Source organism: Halocella sp. SP3-1 (assembly GCF_003953885.1).
GTDB lineage: Bacteria > Bacillota > Halanaerobiia > Halanaerobiales > DTU029 > Iocasia > Iocasia fonsfrigidae.
The window spans coordinates 3,070,786-3,097,497 of record NZ_CP032760.1 but is presented as its reverse complement, the minus strand read 5'-3'; the positions used below and the strand labels follow the sequence as shown (position 1 = coordinate 3,097,497).

Annotated in this window: 23 protein-coding genes; 17 read left to right on the top strand and 6 right to left on the bottom strand. The window is 34.9% G+C overall.

The window, feature by feature from the left end:
- Positions 1-930 carry a serine/threonine-protein kinase gene (locus D7D81_RS14950; RefSeq protein WP_125990852.1) on the top strand — a complete coding sequence of 310 codons (930 nt, stop codon included), beginning with the start codon at positions 1-3 and terminating at the stop codon, positions 928-930.
- A 68-nt stretch (positions 931-998) separates the two neighbouring features.
- Here the strand turns inward: D7D81_RS14950 and D7D81_RS14945 are convergent, their stop codons facing one another.
- Positions 999-1,436: an Hsp20/alpha crystallin family protein gene (locus D7D81_RS14945; RefSeq protein WP_125990851.1), complete on the bottom strand. Its 438-nt coding sequence runs from the start codon at positions 1,434-1,436 to the stop codon at positions 999-1,001.
- A gap of 401 nt (positions 1,437-1,837) precedes the next feature.
- On the opposite strand from D7D81_RS14945, the gene D7D81_RS14940 reads away from it, so the two are divergent.
- From D7D81_RS14940 to D7D81_RS14910, 7 genes are all read left to right on the top strand, one after another.
- On the top strand, positions 1,838-2,191 hold the full coding sequence (locus D7D81_RS14940) for a carboxymuconolactone decarboxylase family protein (RefSeq protein ID WP_125990850.1): 354 nt from the start codon (positions 1,838-1,840) through the stop codon (positions 2,189-2,191).
- A 100-nt stretch (positions 2,192-2,291) separates the two neighbouring features.
- Positions 2,292-4,004 (top strand): dihydrolipoyl dehydrogenase, encoded by a 1,713-nt coding sequence (gene lpdA / locus D7D81_RS14935; protein WP_125990849.1) that lies wholly within the window; start codon positions 2,292-2,294, stop codon positions 4,002-4,004.
- A gap of 63 nt (positions 4,005-4,067) precedes the next feature.
- Positions 4,068-5,204, top strand: a complete 1,137-nt coding sequence (locus D7D81_RS14930; protein ID WP_125990848.1) for a pyridoxal-phosphate-dependent aminotransferase family protein — start codon at positions 4,068-4,070, stop codon at positions 5,202-5,204.
- Between the two features lie 12 nt (positions 5,205-5,216).
- On the top strand, positions 5,217-5,933 hold the full coding sequence (locus D7D81_RS14925) for an SIR2 family NAD-dependent protein deacylase (protein ID WP_125990847.1): 717 nt from the start codon (positions 5,217-5,219) through the stop codon (positions 5,931-5,933).
- Between the two features lie 27 nt (positions 5,934-5,960).
- Complete coding sequence (locus tag D7D81_RS14920; protein ID WP_125990846.1) at positions 5,961-6,596, top strand: LysE family translocator; 636 nt, start codon at positions 5,961-5,963, stop codon at positions 6,594-6,596.
- A 230-nt stretch (positions 6,597-6,826) separates the two neighbouring features.
- Positions 6,827-8,173 carry a C1 family peptidase gene (locus D7D81_RS14915; RefSeq protein WP_125990845.1) on the top strand — a complete coding sequence of 449 codons (1,347 nt, stop codon included), beginning with the start codon at positions 6,827-6,829 and terminating at the stop codon, positions 8,171-8,173.
- A 155-nt stretch (positions 8,174-8,328) separates the two neighbouring features.
- Positions 8,329-8,832, top strand: coding sequence for an O-acetyl-ADP-ribose deacetylase (locus D7D81_RS14910; protein WP_125990844.1), 504 nt, complete (start codon positions 8,329-8,331; stop codon positions 8,830-8,832).
- Positions 8,833-8,883: 51 nt separating this feature from the next.
- Here the strand turns inward: D7D81_RS14910 and D7D81_RS14905 are convergent, their stop codons facing one another.
- From D7D81_RS14905 to D7D81_RS14895, 3 genes are read right to left on the bottom strand one after another with little or no spacing between them, the layout of a single operon-like run.
- The gene (locus tag D7D81_RS14905) at positions 8,884-9,957 is read right to left on the bottom strand and encodes an ABC transporter ATP-binding protein (RefSeq protein ID WP_125990843.1); all 1,074 of its coding nucleotides are present in this window, start codon (positions 9,955-9,957) and stop codon (positions 8,884-8,886) included.
- The gene (locus D7D81_RS14900) at positions 9,954-11,654 is read right to left on the bottom strand and encodes an ABC transporter permease (RefSeq protein WP_125990842.1); all 1,701 of its coding nucleotides are present in this window, start codon (positions 11,652-11,654) and stop codon (positions 9,954-9,956) included. Before D7D81_RS14900 ends, D7D81_RS14905 begins: the two co-directional genes overlap by 4 nt.
- A 23-nt stretch (positions 11,655-11,677) precedes the next feature.
- Complete coding sequence (locus D7D81_RS14895; protein WP_125990841.1) at positions 11,678-12,697, bottom strand: ABC transporter substrate-binding protein; 1,020 nt, start codon at positions 12,695-12,697, stop codon at positions 11,678-11,680.
- Positions 12,698-13,094: 397 nt separating this feature from the next.
- Between D7D81_RS14895 and D7D81_RS14890 the strand changes: the two genes are divergently transcribed.
- The 4 genes from D7D81_RS14890 to D7D81_RS14875 are packed head-to-tail and all read left to right on the top strand — an operon-like array spanning position 13,095 to position 14,896.
- Positions 13,095-13,526 (top strand): N-acetyltransferase, encoded by a 432-nt coding sequence (locus D7D81_RS14890; protein WP_125990840.1) that lies wholly within the window; start codon positions 13,095-13,097, stop codon positions 13,524-13,526.
- A 38-nt stretch (positions 13,527-13,564) separates the two neighbouring features.
- Positions 13,565-13,801: a DUF2164 domain-containing protein gene (locus D7D81_RS14885; RefSeq protein ID WP_125990839.1), complete on the top strand. Its 237-nt coding sequence runs from the start codon at positions 13,565-13,567 to the stop codon at positions 13,799-13,801.
- A 25-nt stretch (positions 13,802-13,826) separates the two neighbouring features.
- On the top strand, positions 13,827-14,234 hold the full coding sequence (locus tag D7D81_RS14880) for a putative signal transducing protein (protein ID WP_125990838.1): 408 nt from the start codon (positions 13,827-13,829) through the stop codon (positions 14,232-14,234).
- A 14-nt stretch (positions 14,235-14,248) separates the two neighbouring features.
- A complete protein-coding gene (locus D7D81_RS14875; protein ID WP_125990837.1) occupies positions 14,249-14,896 on the top strand; it encodes an HAD family hydrolase in 648 nt (215 codons plus the stop codon).
- Positions 14,897-14,945: 49 nt separating this feature from the next.
- Here the strand turns inward: D7D81_RS14875 and carB are convergent, their stop codons facing one another.
- Together carB and carA are read right to left on the bottom strand one after the other, a co-directional pair.
- Positions 14,946-18,200 carry a carbamoyl-phosphate synthase large subunit gene (carB, locus tag D7D81_RS14870; protein ID WP_125990836.1) on the bottom strand — a complete coding sequence of 1,085 codons (3,255 nt, stop codon included), beginning with the start codon at positions 18,198-18,200 and terminating at the stop codon, positions 14,946-14,948.
- A gap of 19 nt (positions 18,201-18,219) precedes the next feature.
- On the bottom strand, positions 18,220-19,323 hold the full coding sequence (gene carA / locus D7D81_RS14865) for a glutamine-hydrolyzing carbamoyl-phosphate synthase small subunit (RefSeq protein WP_125990835.1): 1,104 nt from the start codon (positions 19,321-19,323) through the stop codon (positions 18,220-18,222).
- 322 nt (positions 19,324-19,645) lie between these two features.
- Here carA and D7D81_RS14860 point away from each other — a divergent pair, with 322 nt between their 5' ends.
- The 5 genes from D7D81_RS14860 to yicI all read left to right on the top strand — a co-directional run bounded on the left by D7D81_RS14860 (position 19,646) and on the right by yicI (position 26,580).
- Positions 19,646-20,707 carry a LacI family DNA-binding transcriptional regulator gene (locus tag D7D81_RS14860; RefSeq protein ID WP_125990834.1) on the top strand — a complete coding sequence of 354 codons (1,062 nt, stop codon included), beginning with the start codon at positions 19,646-19,648 and terminating at the stop codon, positions 20,705-20,707.
- A gap of 170 nt (positions 20,708-20,877) precedes the next feature.
- Positions 20,878-21,756, top strand: coding sequence for a carbohydrate ABC transporter permease (locus D7D81_RS14855; protein WP_125990833.1), 879 nt, complete (start codon positions 20,878-20,880; stop codon positions 21,754-21,756).
- Between the two features lie 8 nt (positions 21,757-21,764).
- Positions 21,765-22,595: a carbohydrate ABC transporter permease gene (locus D7D81_RS14850; protein ID WP_164522373.1), complete on the top strand. Its 831-nt coding sequence runs from the start codon at positions 21,765-21,767 to the stop codon at positions 22,593-22,595.
- A 203-nt stretch (positions 22,596-22,798) separates the two neighbouring features.
- Positions 22,799-24,040 (top strand): ABC transporter substrate-binding protein, encoded by a 1,242-nt coding sequence (locus D7D81_RS14845; RefSeq protein WP_125990831.1) that lies wholly within the window; start codon positions 22,799-22,801, stop codon positions 24,038-24,040.
- 182 nt (positions 24,041-24,222) lie between these two features.
- On the top strand, positions 24,223-26,580 hold the full coding sequence (gene yicI / locus D7D81_RS14840) for an alpha-xylosidase (RefSeq protein ID WP_125990830.1): 2,358 nt from the start codon (positions 24,223-24,225) through the stop codon (positions 26,578-26,580).
- Positions 26,581-26,712: the final 132 nt, after the last annotated feature.

Here is a 26,712-nt window from a genome sequence, read left to right as displayed (position 1 = left end):
ATGGGAGAGGTTTATCAGGAGATAGATTACCTTTACCTTCCAGAGAATACCTTTCTAAAGAATAGGGAATACAGGGTGTTAAGAAAACTTAAGGATAGAAGTAATCTGTCAATAGTGTATCTTGGGCTCAATAAAAGTGGAGAAAGGGTAGTTATAAAAGAGTATTTTCCTAAAAACCTGGTATTACGTGATATAGATGGTATAAATGTTATCTGTAGAAGTAATAAGTTAAAAGATAAATATAAAAGGGCAAAAAGGCAGTTTATTAAGGAAGCGCAGATTATGAGTCAATTCAAAAACAATCCATATATCTGTAATTGTAATGAATATTTTCAGGAAAATAGTTCTGTATATATAATAATGAAATACTATGCTGGACAAACCCTGGAGGATATAATTAATAACAAAGAGATTTGTTTTGATGAATTTCTCAGGAAGCTATTTATTCCAATATTAGATGCTGCTAATGCTATACATGCTAAGGGTTATATTCATAGGGATATAAAACCAAATAATATTATAATTAATCAGGCTAAACCGGTAATAATAGACTTTGGTTCTGCAGTAGAATATAAGTGTAATAAAAAGAAAAAAATATTGTTAACCCCAGGTTTTTCTCCCATAGAATTTTACTCTGAAAAAACAAGACAGGGTCCTTATTCAGATATTTACAGCCTGGCAGCAATATTATATTATTTCCTATCAGATACGATTCCAATTGAAGCCAATGAAAGGATTATTGAGGATAATCTTGAACATATTAATCAACTTACTAAGGAGAAATGCTGGTATCTTGGTAAGTTGATTATGAATAATTTATCTCTTGATTATAAAAAAAGATGTCGGTCGATTAAGGGGTTTAAATTTTTATTGTTAGTACAATTTTTTAAAGATAAAATTAAGCAGATAAAATTGTTTAATAAAAAATAGATCAAGGTAGTTGTGATAAGAAAGAGCGGTCTCATTTTGAGACTGCTCTTTTTTTAAAATGAAGTTTTTTAATTAATGTCTATAACTCTTCTGCGTTTCATGCCTGGTTCTTCTTTTGGCAATTCAATTTTGAGAATTCCGTTTTTATATTCTGCACTTATTTCATCTTCTTTGACATTTTCTAGCTGGAAACTGCGCTGGAATTTACCTGTACTTCTCTCACGATAGATGTAGTTGTCTTCATCTTTTTCTACGACTTCATTTCTGGAAGCGGAAATTAGTAGTCTGCCATCATTTAGTTCAACGTTAATCTCTTCTTTATTGAGGCCAGGTAATTCAGCTTCAATAAAGTATTTGTCTTCTTCTTCTTTGATATCTGCTTTAAAACTGAAGCCACTGATATCCATAAAATCATTAAAGAAGTTGGAAAACAGGGAATTAAAAGAATCTTCCAGCTCACTTACTTTTCCATGCCGACGGTTTCTAAAGGGAATTAAATCAAACATTGAAAACCACCTCCAAAAATTGTATTTTTATTTTACAAATTAATGATAGCATCAAAGTCAAAGAAAGTCAAAGTTTAAAAAGGCCAAATATTTTTATTTATTTTTTAATATAAGCAATTATAAATAAATATATACTAATTTCTAATAATTTCTTAGAAATTTTAAATCTCTATAGAAAGTTTATAATCTAAAAGATCATAAATTATCATCAGGGAGAAATAAAGGAAAGAGAAAGTATTAATTCAAGAAATAAGAACATAATAATAAAAAATGCTGAAAAGTCTATTATCCCTTTGTCAAAAAAAAGGAAATAAAAGTAATGACAGGGTATTTAATTAATCCCAAAAATATGTTATAATCACATGGAAAGAAAAAATACATAAATATCAGGAGGGAAAAGAATGGCTGGAAACCCAAGAGAAATGTTAGAGGCCTTTCATAATGGTGTAGGTGCTGTTAAAGAGACGAGTGGTGAACAGGTAAATGCCTTTATGAATATGCTGGGGGCATGTGATAAACCAGGTGAACTAGATGCTAAACAGAAGGAATTAATTAGTATTGGTATTGCTCTTGTTATTCGCTGTGAATACTGTATAGTTTACCATGTTTATGAAGCACTGAAAGCTGGTGCTACTAAAGAAGAGATTATGGAGGCTGCTATGGTAGCCTTAACCTTTGGTGCTGGTCCTACATTAACCTATACAGCAACACTCCTTAAAGATTCTATTGAAGAATTTGCTCCTGATTTTGCCTAGTTTTATGAAAAATCAAATGGACAGGCCTGTCTCCTTTTCTTAAAGTTTTATTAAGGAGGGAGGCCTGTTTTATTTTCAGTATATTAAGGAGGTTTTTTAAATGATTGAAGTGATACTGGATAGTGTTGAGGGTGGTGGAAGCAAAGCTAAATTAATCAGGATTTATAAAAAAGAGGGTGAAGCTGTCAGGGCTGGTGATACCCTTTTTGAGTTGGAGTCTGCTAAAAACAACATGAAGATTTCAGCCACAGTAGATGGTATTATATCTCGGATAGAAGTGGTAGAGGGGGAGGAGATTAAGGCCGGAGAGACCCTAGCTATTATTAAGGAAGAAACGGTTAAAGATACTAAGGAAGAGAAATCATTTAAAGATGATAAGGGTCAAACTACTGTGTATGATAAAAAGAAAAAAGAGCCAGGTGAAAAGTATGACATAGCTATTTTAGGTGGGGGTCCAGGTGGTTATGTTGCTGCCATAAAGGCTGCCCAACTAGGGGCAAAGGTTGCTCTAATAGAGAAAGATAAACTTGGTGGTACTTGTTTAAACTGGGGATGTATTCCGACTAAGGCCCTGGTTCGGTCTGCTGAGATATATAAAGATTTTTCTAAGGCTGAGGAAAATGGTTTTAATGTACCATATTTAACGTTTAACTGGTCAAAAATACAGTCCAGAAAAGATAAAATAGTGAAAAGATTAGTGGGTGGTATAGAGCAGTTGATGGATGTACATGGTATTGATGTTTTTAATACTATGGGCAGTCTTATGGATAAGAACACAATTGAACTGCTAGAGGATAAGTATTCAATAATAAAGGCTGATAATATTATTATTGCGACTGGTTCTAAACCCAGTGGTCTACCGATTGAGGGTGCTGATTTACCCGGAGTTATTGATAGTAAGGCAGCACTTTCTTTAGAAGAATTGCCCCCCAGAATGGTTGTTGTTGGTGGGGGGATTATTGGAATGGAATTTGCTTTTATCCTGGCTGCTTTTGAGGTGGAGGTTACAGTAGTTGAATACCTTGATCAGGTGGTAGAGAGCTGTGATCCTGAAATTTCACAGGAATTAACCCGTTTGGCCAATAAAAAGGGAGTTAGAATTGTAACAGGTGCCCGGGTAGAAAAAATAGGCCAAGGTGTTGATCAATCCTATTCGGTTTTCTTTAATAAAGATGGGAAAGAACAGTTTGCTACTGCTGATAAGGTTTTAATGGCTGTTGGGCGTCAACCGGTTTATCAGGGGGTTAATCCTGGGGAGCTAGGGTTGGAATTAAATGAGAATGGCGGAATTAAGGTTAATGACAGGATGGAGACAAATATACCTGGCATCTATGCTATTGGTGATGTGACCAATAAGATTCAACTGGCTCATGTTGCTTCACACCAGGGGGTTGTTGCTGTTAAAAATATTATGGGTGATGATTCTAGAATGGATTATACAGTAGTTCCCAGTGCTATTTTTACCGATCCAGAGATTGCTGAAGTAGGTATTTGTCAACGGGCTGCTGAGAAAAAAGGGATTGACTTTTCTGTAGGGAGATTTCCTTTTATGGCTAACGGTAAGGCCTTGACTGCAGGACATGATGAAGGATTTATAAAACTAATAAGTGAAAAGGGGAGTGGCCAACTTATTGGTGGTTCAATTATTGGTACCCATGCTACTGATTTGCTGGCTGAGGTGACACTGGCTGTTAAAAATAAATTGACTGTGGCAGAATTAACTGAAACAATTCATGCTCATCCTACTACTGCTGAAGTAATCCATGAAGCGGCCCTTGATCTTGCAGGTGGGGCATTACATTATAGTCGTTAATTTACAGGGATAAAGGGATTTTATTATAGAGCAGGGAGAGAAGAAAATAAAAGGAGTGATTAGATGAGGGATTTATTAATAATGACACCAGGACCAACAGAAGTAAGTGAAGAGGTTAGGCAAGCTATGAGCCAAAAGATAACAAACCCTGACCTTGATCCTGATTTTTTTGATTACTATCTTCATACTACTGCTAAGTTACAAAAACTTTTGCGAACAAAAAACGATACAATTATTATGAGTGGTGAGGGAATTCTCGGTCTGGAGAGTGCCTGTGCTTCCTTAATTGAACCAGGTGATAGGGTGCTGGTTCTTGATAATGGTATTTTTGGCAGGGGATTTGCTGATTTTGCTAATTTATATGGGGCAGATGTTGAACTCCTGGAATTTCCCTATGAAAGGGCTATTGACCCGGTTAAATTACAGACTTATCTTGCTCAGGATAATGATTTTAAACTGGCTACCTTTGTTCATTGTGAGACACCTACTGGAGTACTTAACCCCATAGCAGAGATTACCGGGATTTTGCAGGAATATGAAATCTTAACTGTTGTTGATGCAGTCTCTGCTATAGGTGGTATACCGGTAGAGGTGGATGGATGGGGGATTGATATTATGCTTGGGGGTTCACAGAAATGCCTTTCTGTACCACCTGGTTTAACCTTTATGAGTATAAGCCCTGCAGCCTGGGAGGCAATTAATGAACGGCAGACAGATATTAAAGGCTTTTATACCAATCTTAAGCTCTGGCAGAATTGGTATGAGAAGAAATTTTTCCCATACACTCAGGCCATCAGTGATATCTATGCACTTGATGCTGGTCTAGATAAATGGCTGGCTGATGATGGGGTTTTTGACAGGCATAAGGAGATTGCCAGGGCCGTACGTTCTAGTCTGACGGCTGCCGGTCTGGAACTATACCCAGAAACAGGTTATTCAGATACAGTAACTGCCTTTTGCCTTCCGGCAGGAATAAGCTACCGTCAATTAAACCATATAATGACCAGAAAATTTGCTGTTATGATAGCTGATTCTCTGGGACAGTTTGGCAATAAATTACTGAGAATAGGACATATGGGTGAGAACTGTTATGAGGAGAAATTATACCGCACTATGAGGGCCCTTGATAAGAGTTTTCATGAACTCGGTTGTAATCTGCAGCAAAGTCTGGCTGAAGTTTTTATGGAAGAGATGAACTAGAGGAGGGATAAAATGCTAACAAGCAGTCATGATAAAGAGATGCTGGCATCCTGGATAAAAGGGGCTAAATCAATGGTTGTCCTAACAGGGGCTGGTATTTCAACTGAATCTGGAATACCTGACTTCCGCAGTAAAAACGGCCTCTATCAAAAACAGAATGCCTTTTATCGCAGTATTCTGGAAAATGAATATGATAAATTTCATGTTTTTTGTAAGGATCTTTTTGGTAAATATGGGGACTCTCAGCCTAATGCAGCTCATGAAATAATGGCTAAGTGGGAGGATGAGTCCTATGTTTCAGCTGTTATTACCCAGAATATAGATGGACTCCATCAAAAGGCTGGCAGCAGGAATGTTCTGGAACTACATGGTACTATGAATAGGGCCAGTTGTATGGACTGTGGTAAACCTGCCCCGGCCAGAGACTTTTATGAAAAGATAGGCTGCCAGTATTGTGGTGGCAGATTGCGTCCTGATATTGTACTTTTTGGTGATCAGCTGCCAGAGGATATTTTAAAGCGTTCTTTCCAATACTGCCAGGAAGCAGATCTGGTTCTGGTGATAGGCTCTAGTCTGATAGTTAGTCCTGCTTGTGATTTGCCTTTTCACTCCAGGGGTAAGAAGGTCTTAATCAATAAAGATGAAGTGGATAAAAAGAATATGTTTGACTTACTCCTATATGGTAGTGCAGGGGATATTCTTAAAGATGTAGATAATTTTATAGAGTGATTTAATAGTTTAAAGGGGTTGAGTAGGATGGTAGCCTTATTTTTAAAATCATTAATTATTGGCTATTCAGGAGCTGTGATGCCTGGTTCTATGCTTACCTATACTGTAGATAGGAGTATCCGTCATGGCTCAAAGACCGGATTTTTTCTATCTATTGGTCATGCCCTGTTGGAGTTAGTCCTGCTAATCTTAATATTTATTGGTGTTGGAAAATACCTTGCTACTGATCTGGCTAGATTGATTATTGGTCTGATAGGCGGAATAGTTCTGGTTTATCTGGGCTTTGAGATGTTACGGGATGTATATTTAAATAAAGTTAGTCTTGATATAAAAGATGCTAATAATGATAGACAGGAAAATATTCTACTGAGCGGAGTGATATTAAGTGTCACTAACCCATATTTTATTATCTGGTGGTCAGTTGTAGGGCTTTCCTTAATCATGAGTTCTTATAATTCTTTTGGTATAATAGGTATTATTATATTCTATATTGGCCATATCTTATCTGATATTTCCTGGTTTAGCTTTGTCTCTGTTATTGTCAGTAAAACCAGGCATTTAATCAGTATTAAGGTTTATAAAATTATAATTGTTATTCTTGCTTTGTGTCTAATATTTTTTTCAGTAGGATTCTTTTTTGATAGTGTCAAGTATTTTTTATAAACTCTTTTTTAAGGATTTTATACAATTTATTTTTAATTACACTAAGAAAAAAACTTATGTTGTACATAATGTTAAAGTAATTATAATAAATATAGTACATAAAATAGAACATAGCATTACTTAATATATATTATATTAAGTATTATAATGGTAGGACAAAAAAGTAGTTGCTAAGAAATAGTAAAAGGTATAAGGTATAATGAAGTTTTTTAAAAACAGGAGGGATTTAAATGTCTAGCAAAGCTATTAACAAAAAAAATCTTCAAAAATATTCACAGAATTTTAATGAGAATAAAATGAAAAAAATTATAGCTGATGCAGTGATAAAAAATGGTTTTAATGATGTAGCTATGAATCATGAATCCATAACAAATTTACATTATAATTTTTCTGAAGAAATTGATGTTGGTAAAGTTACTAATCAAAAAAAGAGTGGTAGGTGTTGGATGTTTGCAGCTTTAAATAATATTAGATATAGTATTTCTGATAAACTAAATATTGAGAATCATGATTTTGAACTATCTCAGTCATATACGATGTTCTGGGATAAACTGGAGAAATCAAATTATTTTCTAGAAAATATAATAGAAACCAGAGATATGGATCTGACTAGTCGAAAAGTTATGTGGCTGCTAAACAATCCTACTAATGACGGAGGTCAGTGGGATATGTTTGCCGGAATAATAGAGAAATATGGTATTGTTCCCAAGTATGTTATGCCTGAAAGTTATTCCAGCAGTAATTCTGCTGTTATGAACAAAATATTAAATCTAAAGCTGCGGGATAATGCCAAGATTTTGAGGAATTATTATAAACAGGGGGGTAACTTATCAGAACTTCGCAATAAAAAAGAAGAAATGATTGATGAAATTTATTCTATTTTGTGTTATTTTTTAGGAGAGCCACCACAGAGTTTTGATTTTGAATATAGAAATAAAGAAGATAATTTCTTTAGGGATGAAAATATAACTCCCCTGGAATTTTATCAAAAATATTCTGAAATAAAGATGAATAATTATGTTAGTATAATTAATGCACCAACTAGTGATAAGCCGTTTCATCAAACATATACAGTAGAATTTCTGGGTAATGTTATTGATGGGCAAAAGATACATTATTTAAATCTTGAAATAGATATGTTAAAAGAACTTTCTATAGCTCAGATAAAAAATGGTGAACCTGTCTGGTTTGGCTGTGATGTAGGACAGATGTCAGAGCGTGATTATGGAATAATGGATACAGATTTGTATAATTATGAAGAACTTCTAAATACAGCTTTTACTTTAGATAAAGGAGAAAGATTGCAATATGGTGAGAGTGTTTTAACTCATGCTATGGTATTTACTGGAGTTAACCTTTATAATGATAAAGCAAATAGATGGAAGGTGCAAAATAGCTGGGGAGAAGAACCAGGAAACAAAGGGTTTTTTGTTATGAGTGATAAATGGTTTGAAGAATTTAATTATGAAGTGGTCATAAATAAAAAATATTTATCAGAGGAATTAATGGAGGATTACCAGAAAGAAGCTGTATTATTAGAACCATGGGACCCAATGGGTTCATTGGCCTGTATATAATCCGCGGCGGCTATATACTAATACTTTTCGAACAGACTCTATAAATATATATATATATATATAAATATTCCTGCTTTTTTAGCGGGGATATTTTAGATTATTTTCATAAATATTTAAAGAAAAAATATCTTTATGTCTTAGTAAGGAGGGTTTTTATGGATAGATTAGCAGTCATCAAAGGAGATATAACAGAATGTAAGGTGGATGTCATTGTTAATGCAGCCAACAATTCTCTTCTGGGTGGTGGGGGTGTAGATGGGGCAATTCATAAAGCAGCTGGTCTGGAATTACTTGAAGAATGTAAAACGCTGAATGGTTGTAAGACTGGAGAGGCTAAGATAAGTGGTGGTTATAGTTTGCCTGCCAAATGGGTGATACATACAGTTGGTCCTGTCTGGCATGGTGGAAAACAGAATGAAGACCAACTTTTGGCGAATTGTTATAAAAACTCTTTAGAACTTGCAGTTACCAATGATATCAAAACGATTGCTTTTCCATCAATAAGCACAGGAGCCTATCGTTTTCCACTAAAAAGGGCAGCTGGAATAGCAATTAGTGTAATGAAAAAATTTTTGGATAAGGATAAAAACATTCAGAAGGTTTATATGGTTTGTTTTGATGATAAAACCTTTAGAGCATATAGTTATAATTTTTTATAAATCTTTCATAAGCAAGTCACACTAAGATTACAGGGGTGTTCTATTTTCAAATTATAGTATTATTCTTTTTCCTTTAATATTGGCATGTTCTAAGTCATAATGAAGACTTACTTTATCGCCTATCTGATATTTATTCAGTTGATTACTGTGTATTTCCCATTCTTTAGCAAAGACACTAACTGTATAATGAATTTCTTTTCCTTGGTATAATACATTTTTAATTTCAGCTGGGATACCATTCTTGTTGTTTTTGATATGAAATTCTTCTGGTCTAACTGGAAATATATTAATCTGATGGAATGTTTCGGCAATATCATTATTTATCCAGGATAAATGGCTGGCAAATTGGGGAACAAATTCATTAAATTTTTCCCATTTTCCAGGCACTAAATTGGCTTTGCCTATAAAACTAGCTACAAATTCTGTTTTGGGTTTGGTATAGATATCTTCTGGTTTACCTATTTGTTCAATTTTTCCTTCATTCATAACAACTATTTTGTCTGCCATTGCCATAGCAATCCCCTGATCATGGGTAACATAGATTATGGTGGCTTTGCTGATCTGGTGAAGTGTCTGTATTTCTCGACGCATATCCATTTTAAGGGAAATATCAAGACTACTTAAAGGCTCATCCATTAATAAAAGAGCGGGGTGAGGGGCTATGGCCCTAGCTAGAGATACACGTTGTTTTTGTCCACCTGATAATTCAACAGGCATTTTATTAGCGAAATTTTTCAAGCCTACTATTTCTAAAATTTCTTCTACCCTTTCTTTTGTATTCTTTTTAAGATTTTGAGCAGTGTAATTGTGGTTTTTAAGTGAGAAGAGGATATGTTCTTTAACACTCATATGTGGCCAGAGGGCAAAATTTTGAAAGACCATACCGATATTTCTCTGTTCAGGTGCTAGTAATTTATTTTTGCTAGATATTGTTTTGTTCTGCATATTTATATAACCTGTTGTAGGTTGTTCAAAGCCAGCTATTAGCCTCAATAATGTAGTTTTGCCACAACCTGAAGGCCCAACAATAGCTACAAATTCCCCTTGCTTTATATTTAGGTTAACTGAAGAAAGGGCTTTGAAATCACCAAATTTTTTACTTAAATTCGAAATCTTAATACTCATTGTGTTTTCACTCCTGATCTACTATATTTATTAACAATGTTAAAGACTACGAAACATAGGGAAATCATAATGACAATTAATGATGAAAAAGCAGTAGAATAGCTTGTATAACCAGCCTGTTCGAGATTAAAGATAACTACCCCAATAGTTTCTGAACCACTTGACCAGAGTATTGAAGAGACAGTTAATTCTGTTAAGACATTTACAAATACAAGTAAGGCTGCCCCTAAAACACCTGAATAGAGCAAAGGCCAGAGTATTTCTTTCCACCTTATTATTAAATTGGCACCACTTAGTCTAGCTGCTTCTTCCATTGAAATGTCAACCTGTAAGATAGAAGTAATACTTCCTCTAATCTGTAAGATTAGAAAACGAATGATGTAAGCTATAAAAATAAGTTTGACTGTACCATAAATACCCGGGCTCCATCCTGGGATTGGTTCTATCCAGATGAGTATGATAGCAAGTGCAAAGACTATACCAGGTAGGGCATAGGGAATACTTACTACAATTTCGATCATACGGCTGACTATTGTTTTTTTACGCACTCGATAATACGCAATCATTGTACCTAATATAAGGCAGACAATAGTTGTAATTATAGCTAATAATAAGCTATTTTTAATCGCAGAGATAGTTTTATTACTTTGCCAAAGAATAAATTTGTAATGATCAAGGGTCAGGTTTTTCCAGATAAAATCAAGGCCGTAGGCCTTAATTACTGAGGTTTTTATCATTGCTAATAAAGGGATTATACTTGTGCTCAATAAAAAAAGCCAGGTGATTATTTCTATGATTATTCTATATTTACCTAAAAAGATTCTTGGTTGATAATCTTCTTTAAAGGTTTCGAGTATCTTTGATTTACGCGAAAAGTACCAAAGGATTAGACTGCCTAAGAGGGCTATTACGCCGAGTAATGAAGCTAGGGTTGCTGCTCTGTTAAATGAATTTGAAGAAAAGCCGACGATTTCTTGATAGATAACAGTATTTAAGACATTAATATTGGCCGGGATACCAAGAAAGGCTGGAATCCCAAAATTACTCAAGCTGGCCAGAAAAGTAAGTATACAACCACTGCTTATTCCCGGTACTGCCATTGGTAGGGTTATTTTACATATTACCTTAAAACGGCTGCAACCACAGGTCCTTCCGGCAAATTCTAAATCCCGGGGGATTTTGCGAAAGACTGTTTCAGTCATTAGAAAGATTAGGGGGCAGTGACAGATTCCCATTACAAAGATTATTCCACCATAGCTGTATATATTTAGTGAAAGCTCCGAAAACAGCTCTGCTGAATTTATTAACTGTATCCAGGATAGAGAAATTATATATGAGGGAATAACAAAAGGAATAAATAATAAGATTTTAATAATTTTTTTCCCCCGTATATCTGTATAGGCAGTTAACCAGGCTAAAGTTGTGCCTATGATTAGGGCTAATAGTGAAGAGCTCAAAACGATAATTAGGGTATTTTTTAAGGTATCCCATGTCCTATCTTCAAGTAGTATATTATAATAATTTAATATACTAAATTTACCTTCATAATTGAAACTAATAATTGCTAATTTTGCTATTGGTAAAATAAAGAAAAATAATACCAGTAAAAGAACGATACCTGTGTAAATCTTTTTCTTGATATTAAAAATTGCCAGTAAGGACCATAATTTATGGTCCTTACTCTTAAGTAAAGGCATATATTTCCCTCCAAAGTTATGGCTTATTGATTAAAAATATAGCTGAACTTTTTCTTATCACTTTCCCGTGATTTTAATAATTCCTGAGTATCTGCTTCTAAAAACTTAATTTCATCTATTGTTTTTAATCCTGTTGGGGCCTGTAAACCTGAACGAATAGGGGTGTAACCCATCTCTACAGCTAATTTCTGTCCTTCTTCAGATAAGACAAAGTCTACAAAGGTTTTAGCCAGTGTTTTGTTATCTGAAGATTTAATAATACCAATTGGTTCAGTTATAGCTGGAACACCTTCCTTAGGATATATTAAATCAACAGGAGACCCCTGTTTTTTGGCCCTGGCTACCATATAATCAATAACCATGCCATAATCTTTTTCACCAGAAGCAACAGCCTTAATAACTGAGCCATTACCTTTACCTACTCTGATACCATTGTTGTTAAGAGCTTTGTAAAAATCCCAGGTGAATTTGGATTGACGTGTTAATACCCCAAGGTTATAGGCTGCTGCTCCAGAATATAATGGACTGGGCATCATAGCGTTATTTTCAGCGTCATTACTGATTAAGATCTTCCAGGAATCAGGTATTTTACTAACATGTTTTGTATTTACTACTACAATAGTGGATATTATCTTAGTACCTGTATACATTCCCTCAGGATCAACAAATTGAGCAGGAATAGCTGATGATTCTGGAGATTTATATGAATATAAGATACCTTCTTTAGCTAGTCTTTCGAAGGTAACATTGTCAGCTACTAATAAAACATCTGCCTGGATTTTTCCTGCCTTGTTTTCAATCATTAATTTACTAATAACTTCTTCTGTACCTGAACGGAATATGTTGACTCTAACCTTAGGATACTTTTTATTATAACCCTCAACTAATGCCTCAACATCAGCATCTGGTTGAGAGGTATAAAGGGTAAAACTCCCTGCTACCTGGTCTTTTTCTACTTGAGCTAAACTTGGGGAAGTTATTATAAAACTTATTATCAAAATTACTACAGCAAAAGCACTTGTCCAATTTCTTGTTTTTTTCATAATATGATTACCTCCTGTTGTATGTTATTACAAGATTAACATAGAGATGTAACGGTTTTATTACAGTAATATTACATTAAAGTTAATAATTATATTTTGAATTCTTGTTTTTTATTAATTAAGCGTAATTTGTCTGGTTAATAGTTTATTGATTAAACTATGTGTAATAAAGTTTGAGTTAAAAAAGCTGATGTATTTTGATTAAGTCTGGGTGACGAAGCCATTTTTTTTAAGTTTTTTCTTACTAGATAAAGGGGTTAATATTTTTTTATCGAATTCAAATATGTAATGTAAAATTTGAACTAACAGATAAATTAAAAGGAGAGGGCATTATAAATCTAATAGTTAAAAATTAATTTATTAATAAAAATAAAATATAAAAAGAGAGATGTTACTTATGATTAGAAAAAGTAGGAAAGAAGATATTGATAAACTGGTTGAGATCTGGTTTGAGGTATCATTAAAAGCACATGATTTTATTGGAGAAGGGTATTGGCAGGCGGCACAGGAAGATATGAGAGAAAAATATTTACCTATGTCTGATACATATGTTGTAGAAGGAAAAAATGAAATACGAGGTTTTGTTTCAATGTTAGATAACTATCTGGCAGCAATTTTTATTGATAGTAGGTTTCAAAGCCAGGGGTATGGAAAAAAATTAATGGATTTTGTAAAGAAGGATAGGGATTATATAGAATTAAAGGTTTTTAAGAAGAATAACAAGGCCTGTGATTTTTATATTAATAATGGTTTTAAAATTAAGGATGAACTGACTGATGAAAATACAAATGAAAAAGAATATTTAATGGTATGGAAATGTATTGAGTAAATAAGTGTTTGAATAAATAGAGAGGGGGAAGGACTCTAATGAAAGCAATAGATTTGAAAGCGGAGGAGAAGAAAAGGCTTATTGAGGGGATTCAGGATTTTTTTTATGAGGAAAGGAATGAAGAGATAGGTATTATTGCTGCAGAAAAGGCCCTTGATTTTTTTCTTAGTGGGGTTGGTAAACTTATTTATAATAAAGCACTAGATGAATCAAAAATATGGTTTTCCAGGAGATTAGAGGATATTTCTTTAGATTATGAGCTCCTTTATAAATAATTTAATTAAAGATAGGATGTGGCTGATGGGTAATAATGAGTTTGCTTTGTTAGGAAACTACAATGACCATGAAGTAGATATTGTTGAATCACTGCTTAGACAGATGGATATTCCAGTCATGAGAAAATATCCTGATACTGGTGCCTATCTGGAGGTTTATCTAGGGACAAGTCCTTTTGGTGTTGCACTATATGTCCCTGAATCACAGCTGTCTATGGCAAGGGATGTGGTTGCTAATAAGTTTGATCAAAGTGAATATGAGAAAATAATCTGGGAAGATGAAAAAGAAACTGAAACTGAAACCTATGAACATGATAGTGATTTTAGTATTTTAGCTGTATTCAGATTTATGGCCAGGATTTCTATCAGTGGATTTTTCCTTTATTATTTGATAAAATTGATATTACAGTTATGGAATAATATATTAAATTAATAAGGAGTGTGGCAATGGGGAAGATAGCAGCAGTTATTTTTGATATGGATGGAGTAATTATTGATAGTGAACCAATACATTATAGGGTAAATCAGCGTCTTTTTAAGGAATTGGGTCTAGATATTAGTAAAAAAGAGTATAGTGAGTTTATAGGTTGTTCCAACAATGATATGTGGAGAATTTTAAAAGACAGGTATAATCTACAGGAGAGTATAGAGGAGTTAATAAAGCATCAGATTGAAGAAAATATTAGGTATCTTGATCATAATAAAGAAAAACCGATTACTGGTATAGTGGGCTTACTTGAGAAATTAAAAGCTGATAACTTTAAAATTGGCTTAGCTTCATCTTCACCAATAAAATATATTGTAAGGGTTCTTAAAGAATTTGCTATAGAAGAATATTTTGACGTTAAAGTTAGTGGAGAAGAACTGGCAAGGAGTAAACCTAACCCAGATATATACATAAAGGCTGCCCGTTTACTTGATGAACCTGAAGAAAAGTGTATTGTCATCGAAGACTCTTATCATGGGGTTACTGCGGCCAAAAAAGCCGGTATGAAGTGTATTGGTTTTAAGAATGCTAATTCTGGTAAGCAGGATATTTCAGGGGCTGATTTAATTGTTGATTCGATTGAGGATATAAATCCCGGGTTATTTTAAATAAAAAAACACAGTCAGAGTTTTATAATCTGACTGTGTTTTTTTATGTTTATACATGGTATTCCTGTAGTGACTTTACAGAGATTTTCTTAGCTTTCATTTGTTCTATTCCTTCAATAGTAGCCTGAGCCCCCTGTATTGTTGTTGCATGTGGGATGTTTTTCAAAAGAGCCTGTCTTCTCATTTTAACCTCATCATAGATAGCACCTTTGCCTTCTGGACTGTTAATCAGGAATTGGACATCGTTGTTTTTCATGTAGTCCAGTATATTAGGGCGGCCTTCATCGATTTTATAAACCATCTCTACATCCAGTCCATTTTTTTGAAGAAATTCAGCGGTTCCCTTGGTAGCGATTAGAGAAAAACCATGTTCTTTAAAACGTCTGGCTATAGGCAGGACATCATTTTTATGGCGGTCGTTTACTGTAATTAAGACATTTCCTGACCGGGGTAGTGAGAGACCAGCCCCCATCTGGGCTTTGGCAAAAGCCATACCAAAGTTATCATCAATTCCCATTACCTCACCAGTAGATTTCATTTCGGGTCCCAGAATAATATCTACTCCTGGGAATTTAATAAAGGGAAAGACTGCCTCTTTAACTGCAATATAATTTGTCTTCTGGTATTCAGTTAATCCCAGGTCTTTAAGTTTTTCTCCCAGCATTACCCTGGTTGCCAGTTTGGCCAGGGATTTACCTATTGTTTTACTGACAAATGGTATTGTCCGTGAGGCCCTGGGGTTTACCTCCAGGATATAAATTTCTTTATCTTTTACGGCGAATTGAATGTTTAATAAACCAAGAACATTTAATTCCTGGGCAAGGCTTTTGGTTTGTTTTTTTATTTCTTCAATAATTTCATCTGATAGGCTGTAGGGAGGTAAGGCACAGGCACTGTCACCTGAATGAACCCCGGCCATTTCGATATGTTCCATTATTCCTCCAATAATACAATCCTCCCCATCAGCTATAGCATCTACATCAACTTCAACAGCACCTTCCAGGAATTTGTCAATTAAGACAGGTTGTTCAGGGGATACATCTACTGCTTTGTTCATATAGTTTTCCAGAGAAATATCATCATAGACTACCTCCATTGCCCTGCCACCCAGTACATAAGAGGGTCTAACCAGTACAGGATAGCTAATATTATCAGCAATTATTTTAGCCTCTTGATAAGAATAGCCGATACCATTGGGAGGTTGTTTTAAATTAAGCTTTTTGATTATCTCAGAGAATTTTTCCCTGTCTTCTGAGAGGTCAATACTGGTTGGTGAAGTCCCCAGGACATTGATCCCTGCTTTTTCCAGGGCAAAGGCCAGCTTAAGTGGTGTCTGCCCCCCGAACTGAAGAATGACCCCATCTGGCTGTTCTTTTTGACAGATATTTAATACGTCTTCCAGGGTGATAGGTTCAAAATATAATTTATCAGATGTGTCATAATCTGTACTGACTGTTTCCGGATTACAATTAACCATAATTACTTCTTTGTCCTGTTCTTTAAGGGCATAGGCAGCCTGGACACAGCAATAGTCAAATTCAATACCCTGACCTATTCGGTTTGGACCGCCTCCCAGGATCATTACCTTGTTTTTTTCTGTCCGCAGGCTTTCATCTTCAACCTCATATGTTGAATAATAGTAGGGAGTATAGGCCTTGAATTCTCCAGCACAGGTATCAACTAATTTAAAGACAGCCTTGATAGACTCATTTTCGCGATATTCTCGTATTGTTTTTTCATCTTCACCAAAAATAAAGGCCAGCTGCTGATCAGAGAAACCATATTGTTTGGCCTGATATAAAAGGTCTTGATCTACATTATTTAAGGAATTACTTTTACGCAATTTAATTTCCATTTCCAGTATTTGTTTTAAGTTATAAAGAAACCATTTATCTATCCCGGTATATTCATATAGTGTATTGATATCAAGGCCGATGATTAAGGCATAACGCAGGTAGAAGATCCTTTCATTATTGGGAATCAGTAGTTTTGATTTTATATCATCAATAATTGTTTTTTTCTTACTAGAATCAAGAGAAGTTAATTCTTTATAACTATAGATATCTTTACCATCTGCTCCCCAGCCGTGGCGCCCCTGTTCCAGTGATCTGAGGGCTTTTTGCAGAGATTCTTTAAAGGTTCTTCCAATACCCATTACTTCACCAACTGACTTCATCTGGGTGGTTAATTCATTTTTAACACCAGGGAATTTATCAAAATCCCAGCGGGGTATTTTGGTAACACAATAATCTATAGCTGGTTCAAAACAGGCTGGTGTTTCATAGGTTATTTCATTTGGTAATTCATCAAGAGTATATCCAACAGCAAGTTTAGCTGCTATTTTGGCGATAGCAAAGCCAGTTGCCTTAGAAGCCAGGGCAGAAGACCTTGATACCCGTGGATTCATTTCTACAACTACTCTACGTCCATTTTCAGGATTAACAGCAAATTGAATGTTAGAGCCTCCAGTTTCAACCCCAACTTCACGGATTATCTTTAAGGCCTCATCCCGCATTTCCTGATATTCCTTATCAGACAGGGTCTGAACCGGGGCTACAGTAATACTATCACCGGTATGGACCCCCATGGGGTCAAGGTTTTCTATAGAACAGACAATTACTACATTATCATTTTTGTCTCTCATTAGTTCCAGTTCATATTCTTTCCAGCCGATAACAGATTCTTCAATAAGAATCTGGTTACTGGGGCTTTGGGAGATACCATTACTGGCTATGTCTTTTAGTTCATCAATATTATAGGCTATTCCGCCACCAGAACCACCTAAGGTAAAGGAAGGTCTGATAATAAGGGGATAACCTACCTGTTCAGCAAAATTTACAGCTGCATCAACAGTAGTTACATGTACACTCTTTAAGACACCAACACCGATACTACTCATAACATCTTTAAATAATTCCCGGTCTTCGGTTTTTTGAATAGCATCAAAATTAGCTCCGATTAATTCTACATTGTATTTCTTTAAAACACCATTCTGATGTAAGGTTGAGGCAATATTAAGACCTGTCTGTCCTCCCAGTGTAGGTAGTAGAGCATCTGGTTTTTCTTTAGCAATAATTTTTTCTATAATATCTACTTCAATTGGTTCAATATATGTTTGATCAGCCATTTCAGGATCAGTCATAATGGTGGCAGGGTTACTATTGATGAGAATAATAGTATATCCTTCTTGCTTAAGGGCCTTACATGCTTGGGAACCAGAGTAATCAAATTCACAGGCCTGACCGATTACTATTGGGCCAGAACCAATAATTAATATTTTTTCCAGATCAGTTCTTTTAGGCATCAAATCACTCCTTTGATATCTATTGTATGTCAGACATTAATTTAATAAAGTCTTTAAAGAGATAGTGAGAGTCATGTGGACCTGGTGAGGCTTCAGGGTGATATTGTATGGAAAAACAATTAAGTTCAGGGTGTCTGAAGCCTTCCAGGGTATTGTCATTTAAGTTGATATGGGTAATTTCCAGGTCTTTTATATACCCCCCCATTTTTTCCCGTTCATTTTTATCAGGTAATTCTACACAAAAACCATGGTTTTGAGTTGAAATTTCTACATGGTTATTTAACAGGTTTTTGACAGGGTGATTACCTCCCCGGTGACCAAATTTCAATTTATATGTGCTAAGGCCCAGGGCTTGACCTAAAATCTGCTGGCCAAAACAGATGCCAAAAATAGGTTTTTTACCTAATAGTTTTTTTGTTTCTTTCACAGCATAGGGGACAGCTGCAGGATCACCTGGTCCGTTCGATAGAAAAATACCATTTGGATTTTTTTCCAGTATTGATTCAGCACTTGTATTGGCCGGAACAACTGTTATTTGACAGTTATTTTCCTCTAACATCTTTAAAATACTATGTTTAATACCATAATCTATAGCTACTACATGGTATTTGCCCTGTTTATTCCATTGATATTCTTTTTTGCAGCTTACGTATTTAACCATGTCTTTACCCACTAAACCTGCATAATTATTCACTTTTTTGTTTAGACTGTTTATATCATTATCTATTGTAGAAATAATTCCCTTCATAGCACCATCCTGCCTAATATGACGGGTTAGGGCCCGTGTATCAATCCCTTCGATGCCTATAATATTATGTTTTTCCAGGTAGTTTTTCAAACTACCTTCAGACTGCCAGTTATGGGGATATTCACAGTATTCCTTTACTATAAAGGCCTCCACCTGAGGGTGTTTTGATTCATTATCATGAATATTTATACCATAATTGCCAATCAGGGGATAGGTCATAACCACCATCTGCCCCTTATAAGAGGGGTCTGTAATAATCTCCTGATATCCTGTCATACTTGTATTAAAGACAACTTCTCCTTTGATTTCACCACTACCGACAAATGTTCTGCCTTCCAAGGTGAAACCATCTTCTAGAACCAGTATAGCCTTGATAATTATTTCCCCCTTTCAAGGATAATAATATTTATGCATTAATATTAATTAATTATACAATATCATATTTTGCTGTGAAATACAATTCTTATTCTGAAAAAAACACTTATTTGTTGGAAAGGATAGATTAAAGTGTGTGTTCGAAAAGGTATAAATAAGGGATATATAATCCCCAGCGGTATATACTGATGCTTTTCGAACAGGTTTTTAAAAATTAATGGCAAAAAAAATAAATTAAAAAAGAGGAATTCTAGAATTCATGTAGAATATAAATATTATGAGACACGTGTTTCATTTACAATAAAAAGGGGATCTTATCAAAATGGATATGAAAAATATTACACTTACAGATATTGCACAAGAACTTAATTTATCACGTTCTACAATAGATAGGGTATTAAATGATCGGGGAAATGTTGCTGTTGATACAAAAAAGAGGGTATTAAGATATATAAATGAACTGGGATATAAACCCAACCGAGCAGCAAAACACCTGGCCAAAAGGACGAATTGTAGTATTGGTGTTTCTTATTATCTACCAAATGAGTTTGCTTTACAAATAAACCGGGGTATTAATACTGTTTATGAAGAACTTAGTAATTATGGTCTTAATGTTTTAATCAGGGCTGCTGATTCCCCGGAAGAACAACTTTTACAGATTAAAGAGATGTCAGAGCAGATAGATGCCCTTGCTCTGGCGGTTTGGGAACCGGATTTAGTAGGCGATTTAGTCAATGATTTAATAGATGATGGTCTTCCAGTAGCAACATTTAATAGGGATTTGCCGGATAGTGAAAGATTATTTTATTTTGGTTGTAATTATTTTGAATCAGGGCAGGTTTGTGGAGGTATTATTAAAAAAATTACTTCTAAACCTGGAAAAATAGCAATAATTAATAATCATGATATTTTAGGTGAATATCGTGCCAAGGGATTTAAATCGGTTTTATCAGATAATTTTCAATATGATATTATTGGTCCATATGAAATCTGCGAAGAATTTGAAGTAGAGGGGTCGATAAATGAGAAAGTTATTGAAGATATTCAAAGGATAATTAAAGATAATCCTGATTTAGTTGCTATCTATGTTGCCAATCAAACATTATGTGCAGCTGGAAAAGCAGTAGAACTTCTGGGTAAACAGGGGGAAATAAAATTAGTAGGTTTTGATTTATATGAACAGACTGTTTCCTTAATTGAAAAAGATATAATACAGGCAGTGGTTTGTCAGGAACCCTTTAATCAGGGTTATTACCCCATAAAAATTCTTTTTGAATTAATAGCTGAGGGGAAAGAAATTGAAAAGAGCAAATTTATAACCAGATTAGAGATTGTGATGAAAGAAAATTTAAGGTATTATCACAATTATGATTATATAAAATAAAATTTTTAGATAAAATGATGTACGTGTTTCAATTGCATTTTTTTGCAATTCAAAATATATCTTTCTTTTGAAATGACTTTTTAGTTTTAGCCAGTTAGAATGAAGGAGGGATAATAAAAATAGCTTGATAGTGTTTGATATTAGGTATAGCAAAAAAAAGGGGAGGTAAAATGAATAGGAAAAGACTAGAAAAAGTTGAGACATTTTTATTTACTATGCCAGCAGCTATTTTAGTTAGTGTAATGATATATATTCCATTTGTAATGAGTGCTGTTTATTCCCTGACAGAATGGAATGGTATTTCTAAGGCTGCAACTTTTATAGGGATTGAAAATTTCAAAACAATATTTTTGGAAAGTAAACAATTTTTAAATGTATTAATTTTTACTGGTAAATATACTGTGCTTTTTATGATTTTTAGTAATGTATTAGCCTTAGTACTGGCGGTAGTATTGGTTAAAAAGATAAAGACTGCCAATATTTTAAGGGGTGTGTTTTTTGTACCTTATATAATGAGCATGACAATTGTTGGTTTTATTTGGAAGTTTATTTTTTCTCAGGGTTTTGCAAGATTATTTGAAATAAGCGAATGGGGTTTATTAAATTTAAGCTGGCTTGGTAACGGAGATCTGGCTTTTTATTCAGTTGTTTTTGTTGGTGTATGGCAGCAGTTAGGGTTTTATATTGTGCTTTATATTGCTGGTTTACAGGCAGTACCTGAAGATGTATTAGAAGCGGCAACTGTCGATGGTGCAAGTAAAGTTAAGAGATTTTTCAGGATTACTCTGCCTTTACTTGGTCCTTCTATTACGATTTGCCTTTTTATGTCACTAACTAATGGTTTGAAAGTATTTGATATTATACTGGCCCTGACGAAAGGTGGACCTGGTGGTGCCACATATAGTGCCACTCTTGATATTTATAGGGAGGCATTTCAGTATAATAACTATGGGATAGGTTCAGCAAAGGCGCTGATTTTCTTTGTGATTATTCTAATATTAACTCAGCTTGTACTGGGTTTCTCTAGAAGAAATGAGGTTGAGTTATAATGAGATTAATACAAAAAAAGAGATATAAAATGATTCTACTGGAGCTCTTTATAATCGGAATAGCTGTTATCTATATATATCCTGTATTTTTAATGGGAATAAACTCTGTCAAGACCTTTAGGGAAGTTGTTATTGATGTTATTGCTCTTCCCAATAAAATTACTTTTGAAAATTATAGTTATGTTATTGATAAGATGAATTATGGTAGATTATTTATTAACAATATAATCATAACAGTTATTGGGATTGCTGGAATAGTAGCTTTTTCATCTCTGGCGGCATATATTCTTGATAGACGAAGAAATAGATACACGAGATTGGCTCAATTATTTATTATTACACCAATGCTTATTCCCTTTCAAACCTTTATGATAACACTATTAAAGGTTATGAATGTTATAAATTTGTCAGGCAGCCGTGTTGGTCTTGGTATCCAGTACTGGGGATTTGGTATACCTATGGCGACTTTTATTTATCTAAATTTCATGAGAACCATACCAAAGGAAATAGATGAAAGTGCATTTATAGATGGTGCCTCAACCTTTCAGACATTTTTTCGTGTAATTTTTCCGGTTTTAAAACCAGTTACTGTGACAGTTATAGTGCTGGATGTAATGTGGATCTGGAATGACTTTTTATTACCATTATTAATGGTGAACAATAGTGATAAAACCAAGACCCTTGTTTTAGCTGCCTATAATTTTGTGGGACAGTATAATACCCAGTGGCATTATGCTATGACAGCAATGGTCCTGGCGGTTTTACCTTCAATTATATTTTTTATTCTTTTACAAAAGTACATTGTAAAAGGTGTTGTAGCCGGTTCGATAAAGGGTTAGAGTTTTTAGGTATTAATTGGTATAGTGAATATCTATATCCTTTAATATAAAGTGTGTGTTCGAAAAGCTATAAATAGGGGATTATATATCCCTAAACGAAGTTAAGGTGTTACCATTGAGTGAAGGGATATATAATCCCCGGGGGGTATATATTGATACTTTTCGGACAGATTCATAAAATAAAAAAAGGAGTGTAAATTATTATGAAAAGGTATTTAAGTGTTTTAGTAGTGCTGGTTCTATTAATTGGGTTGGGTTCAAGTGTACTGGCTGAAAAGGCAACAATTAATATGTTTATTTCAATGCCTGAATATTCAGATGCTATTCATGAATTAATTGATGCTTATCAAGAAGTTAAACCAGATGTAACAATTAATTATGAAACAACACAGAATGATTATCCTACATTGTTAAAGGTAAAATTAAACTCTGGTGATCTTCCTGATATCTTTGCCTCGACATCGGGCAAGGAAATAGAATTATATAAAGAATATTCCAGGGATTTATCTGACCAACCCTTAATGGAAACAATGCTTCCTGCTATAAAAGAAGCTATGACTGATGCCAATGGTGATGGTATGTATGGTATTGCTATTAAAGGGAATTATTTTGGACTAATCTATAACAAAGATTTATTTGAGCAGGCGGGTATTACTAAGTTCCCTGAAACAATTTCAGAATTAGAAATTGCTATTGAAAAACTGGAAGCAGAGGGTATCACACCATTTTCAAGTGGATTTGGAGAGTGGTGGGTATTTAAACATGTTTTTCAACATTTTATGGCTGCAGCAACTGATGATGCCCCTGCCTTGATTCAGAAGTTTGAAAAAGGAGAAGCTAAAATAAAGGATTATCCAGAACTCTACAATAATTTCTTCCACTTTGTTGATCTGGTTAAAGAACATGGTGATGCTAAACCACTAGAATCATCCTTGAATACTGAAATTTCTTCATTTGCAACTGGTAGGGCAGCAATGATAATAGGTCAGGGTCCCTGGGTCGAAGATAGTATTAAGGAAATTGACCCAGGACTTAAGATTGGTTTTGCAGGTTATCCAGTCTCAGAAGACCCCTCTCAAAGTCAGGTGATAACAGGGGCTGACCAGGCAGTTAGAATTAGTAAAGAGTCTGATGTACTGCCAGAGGTCTTAGATTTTGTAAACTGGTGGTATACATCTGATTATGGTAAGGCCTGGTTTGCAGATGTAGCTGGTGTTGTTCCTCCTATTGCAGTAGATGTAGAATCAGATTATGCGATTATTAACCAGGGTAGTGCTGCTGTTGAAAAGAAAGGTTCTGCCCCACTTGGAATTATTTATTCCACAGACGCTTTCCATAGTGCCTTTGGGGAAACAATGCAGGCCTATGTGGGAGGGGCAGCTGATAAAGAGGCAACATGTACAATAATTGAAAAATTATGGATGGAGATTGATGGTGAAAAATAGATATAGATGATATATTAATTTAATGATATATAGTACAAAGGGGACCTGGGTAAAAATTATCACAAAACCCTGCGTCCTCTTTATATCTATAATTAGCTGTTATTATCTATAGATGGTTATAAGTATATCCTCTTAAAAGTTAAGATTTATATAATAATATAGAAAAAGAAAGGGGAAGATGAATGAAATTTACTGAGGGTTATTGGCTGAGGAGTGAGAGAGCAAATGCAATATATGCATCACAGGCCTATATTGTAGAGGAAATACCAAACGGTATGAGGGTGGTAGCACCAGAAAGGGTTATACACTCAAGGGAAGGTGCCCTTGATGTAGCAACAATTACCACTGAATTTACTTCTACAGCTGAGAATGTTATTGGTGTTCGTAGTTATCACTATGAGGCATATGAAAGTGGAGAAGCTACTTTTAAGAAAAATACTAATCCACATGAGGTTACAGTTTCAATTGATGAAGATGAGGCTGTAATGACTGCGGGTCAGCTTACAGTGCGTGTTAATCGAAAGGAATGGCAGTACCAGTTTGAAGTAGAGGGAAAGGTGTTAACAAGCTGTGGATTTCGTAATCTTGCTTATATGCAATATGATCGAAAAGATGCTACTAGGTTTCCGGAGGATAATTATTTACTGGCAGATTACAAACCATATATGCTGACAGAACTGGCACTTCAGCCTGGAGAATGTGTTTATGGTTTGGGTGAACGGTTTACTGCCTTTGTCAAAAATGGTCAGGTGGTAGAGACCTGGAATGAAGATGGTGGTACTTCTTCTCAGGTGGCCTATAAGAGTATACCCTTTTATATGACTAGCCGTGGATATGGTGTTTTTGTTGATCATACAGCTAATGTTTCCTTTGAGGTTGCTAGTGAGAAGGTGGAATATGTAGGGTTTTCTGTACCAGGTGAAGAACTCAGATACCAGTTTATTTACGGTGAAAGCAATCAAGAAATTCTATCAAGGTATACTGCATTAACAGGTAAGCCGGCTCTGCCACCAGCCTGGTCATTTGGCCTGTGGTTATCTACTTCATTTACTACTGATTATGATGAAGAGACTACCAGTTCTTTTATACAGGGAATGAAAGAACGGGATATACCACTGCGTGTTTTTCATTTTGATTGTTTCTGGATGAAGGAATTTCACTGGTCTGATCTAGAGTGGGATGAAAGGATTTTTCCAGATACAGCAGCTATGTTAAAGCGTTATAAAAAAAGGGGATTGAAAATTTCCCTCTGGATTAACCCTTATATTGCCCAGGGCACAGAGCTCTTTAAAGAAGGTGCAGCAAAGGGATATTTACTAAAAAGACAAGATGGGAAGGGTATTAAACAACTTGATAGCTGGCAGCCTGGTATGGGTTTAGTTGATTTTACAAATCCTAAGGCAGTAGAATGGTATACAAATAAATTGAGAAAACTATTAGAAATGGGTGTCGATTGCTTTAAAACAGACTTTGGTGAAAGGATTCCAATTGATGTCGAATATTTTGATGGTTCTGACCCTGTCTCTATGCATAATTACTATACCTTCCTTTATAACCAGGCGGTATTTGATCTTTTAAAAGAGGTAAAGGGTGAAAAAGAGGCTGTAGTATTTGCTAGAAGTGCAACAGCAGGGAGTCAACAGTTTCCAGTTCACTGGGGTGGTGACAGCTCTGCCAGTTATGCTTCCATGGCTGAAACCCTGAGAGGGGGGTTATCCTTTGCTATGTCAGGTTTTTCTTTCTGGAGCCATGATATAGGTGGATTTGAGTTAACAACTACTGCAGATTTATACAAGCGCTGGGTGCAATTTGGTCTTTTGTCTACCCACAGTAGACTTCATGGTTCTAAGAGTTATCGAGTACCCTGGTTGTTTGATGAAGAGGCTAGTGAGGTATTAAAGAAATTTACCAAGCTAAAATGTCAATTAATGCCCTATATCTACCAGATGGCGGTCAAGGCCAGAGATACTGGTGTGCCTGTAATGAGGCCCATGGTACTCGTTTTTGATGAAGACCCTGCTGTTAAGTATCTTGATATGCAGTATATGTTAGGTGAGTCTTTACTGGTTGCCCCAATTTTCCAGGAAAATGGTGAGGTTGATTATTACCTTCCTCATGGTAGGTGGACCCATCTACTATCTGGAGAAATAAGGGAAGGTGGCCGCTGGTATCATGATCAATATGATTATTTTTCTCTACCTCTATATGTAAGTCCAGATACCTTGCTTGCTGTGGGAGCGAATAAAGAAAGACCGGATTATGACTATGCCAGTGGAATAACTTTTCATTTATATCAACTTTCAGATGGTAATAAGGCTGCTGCTAAAGTGCCAGGGCTTAAGGGAGAAATTATGATGATAGCATCGGCGGAGAGAATTGGTGATAAGATTATATTATCTACATCAAAACTAGCTAAAGATATGGGTTTTGTTTTACATGATATTTGTAGTCTTAAGGGTATTCAAGGTGCCTCTTATAGTGTTGACGGAGATAAGGTTAAGATAATCCCAGAAGAAAAGGAAGTTATTGTTGAAATATAAAGAAATATAAAGAATTAAATATATTTACAAACCTCAAATTATATTGACGAAATTTAATATAATTTGAGGTTTTTTAGATGCAAATATGACATAAATCATTTGCAGGGCTTGAAAATTTGTGATAATATTTAA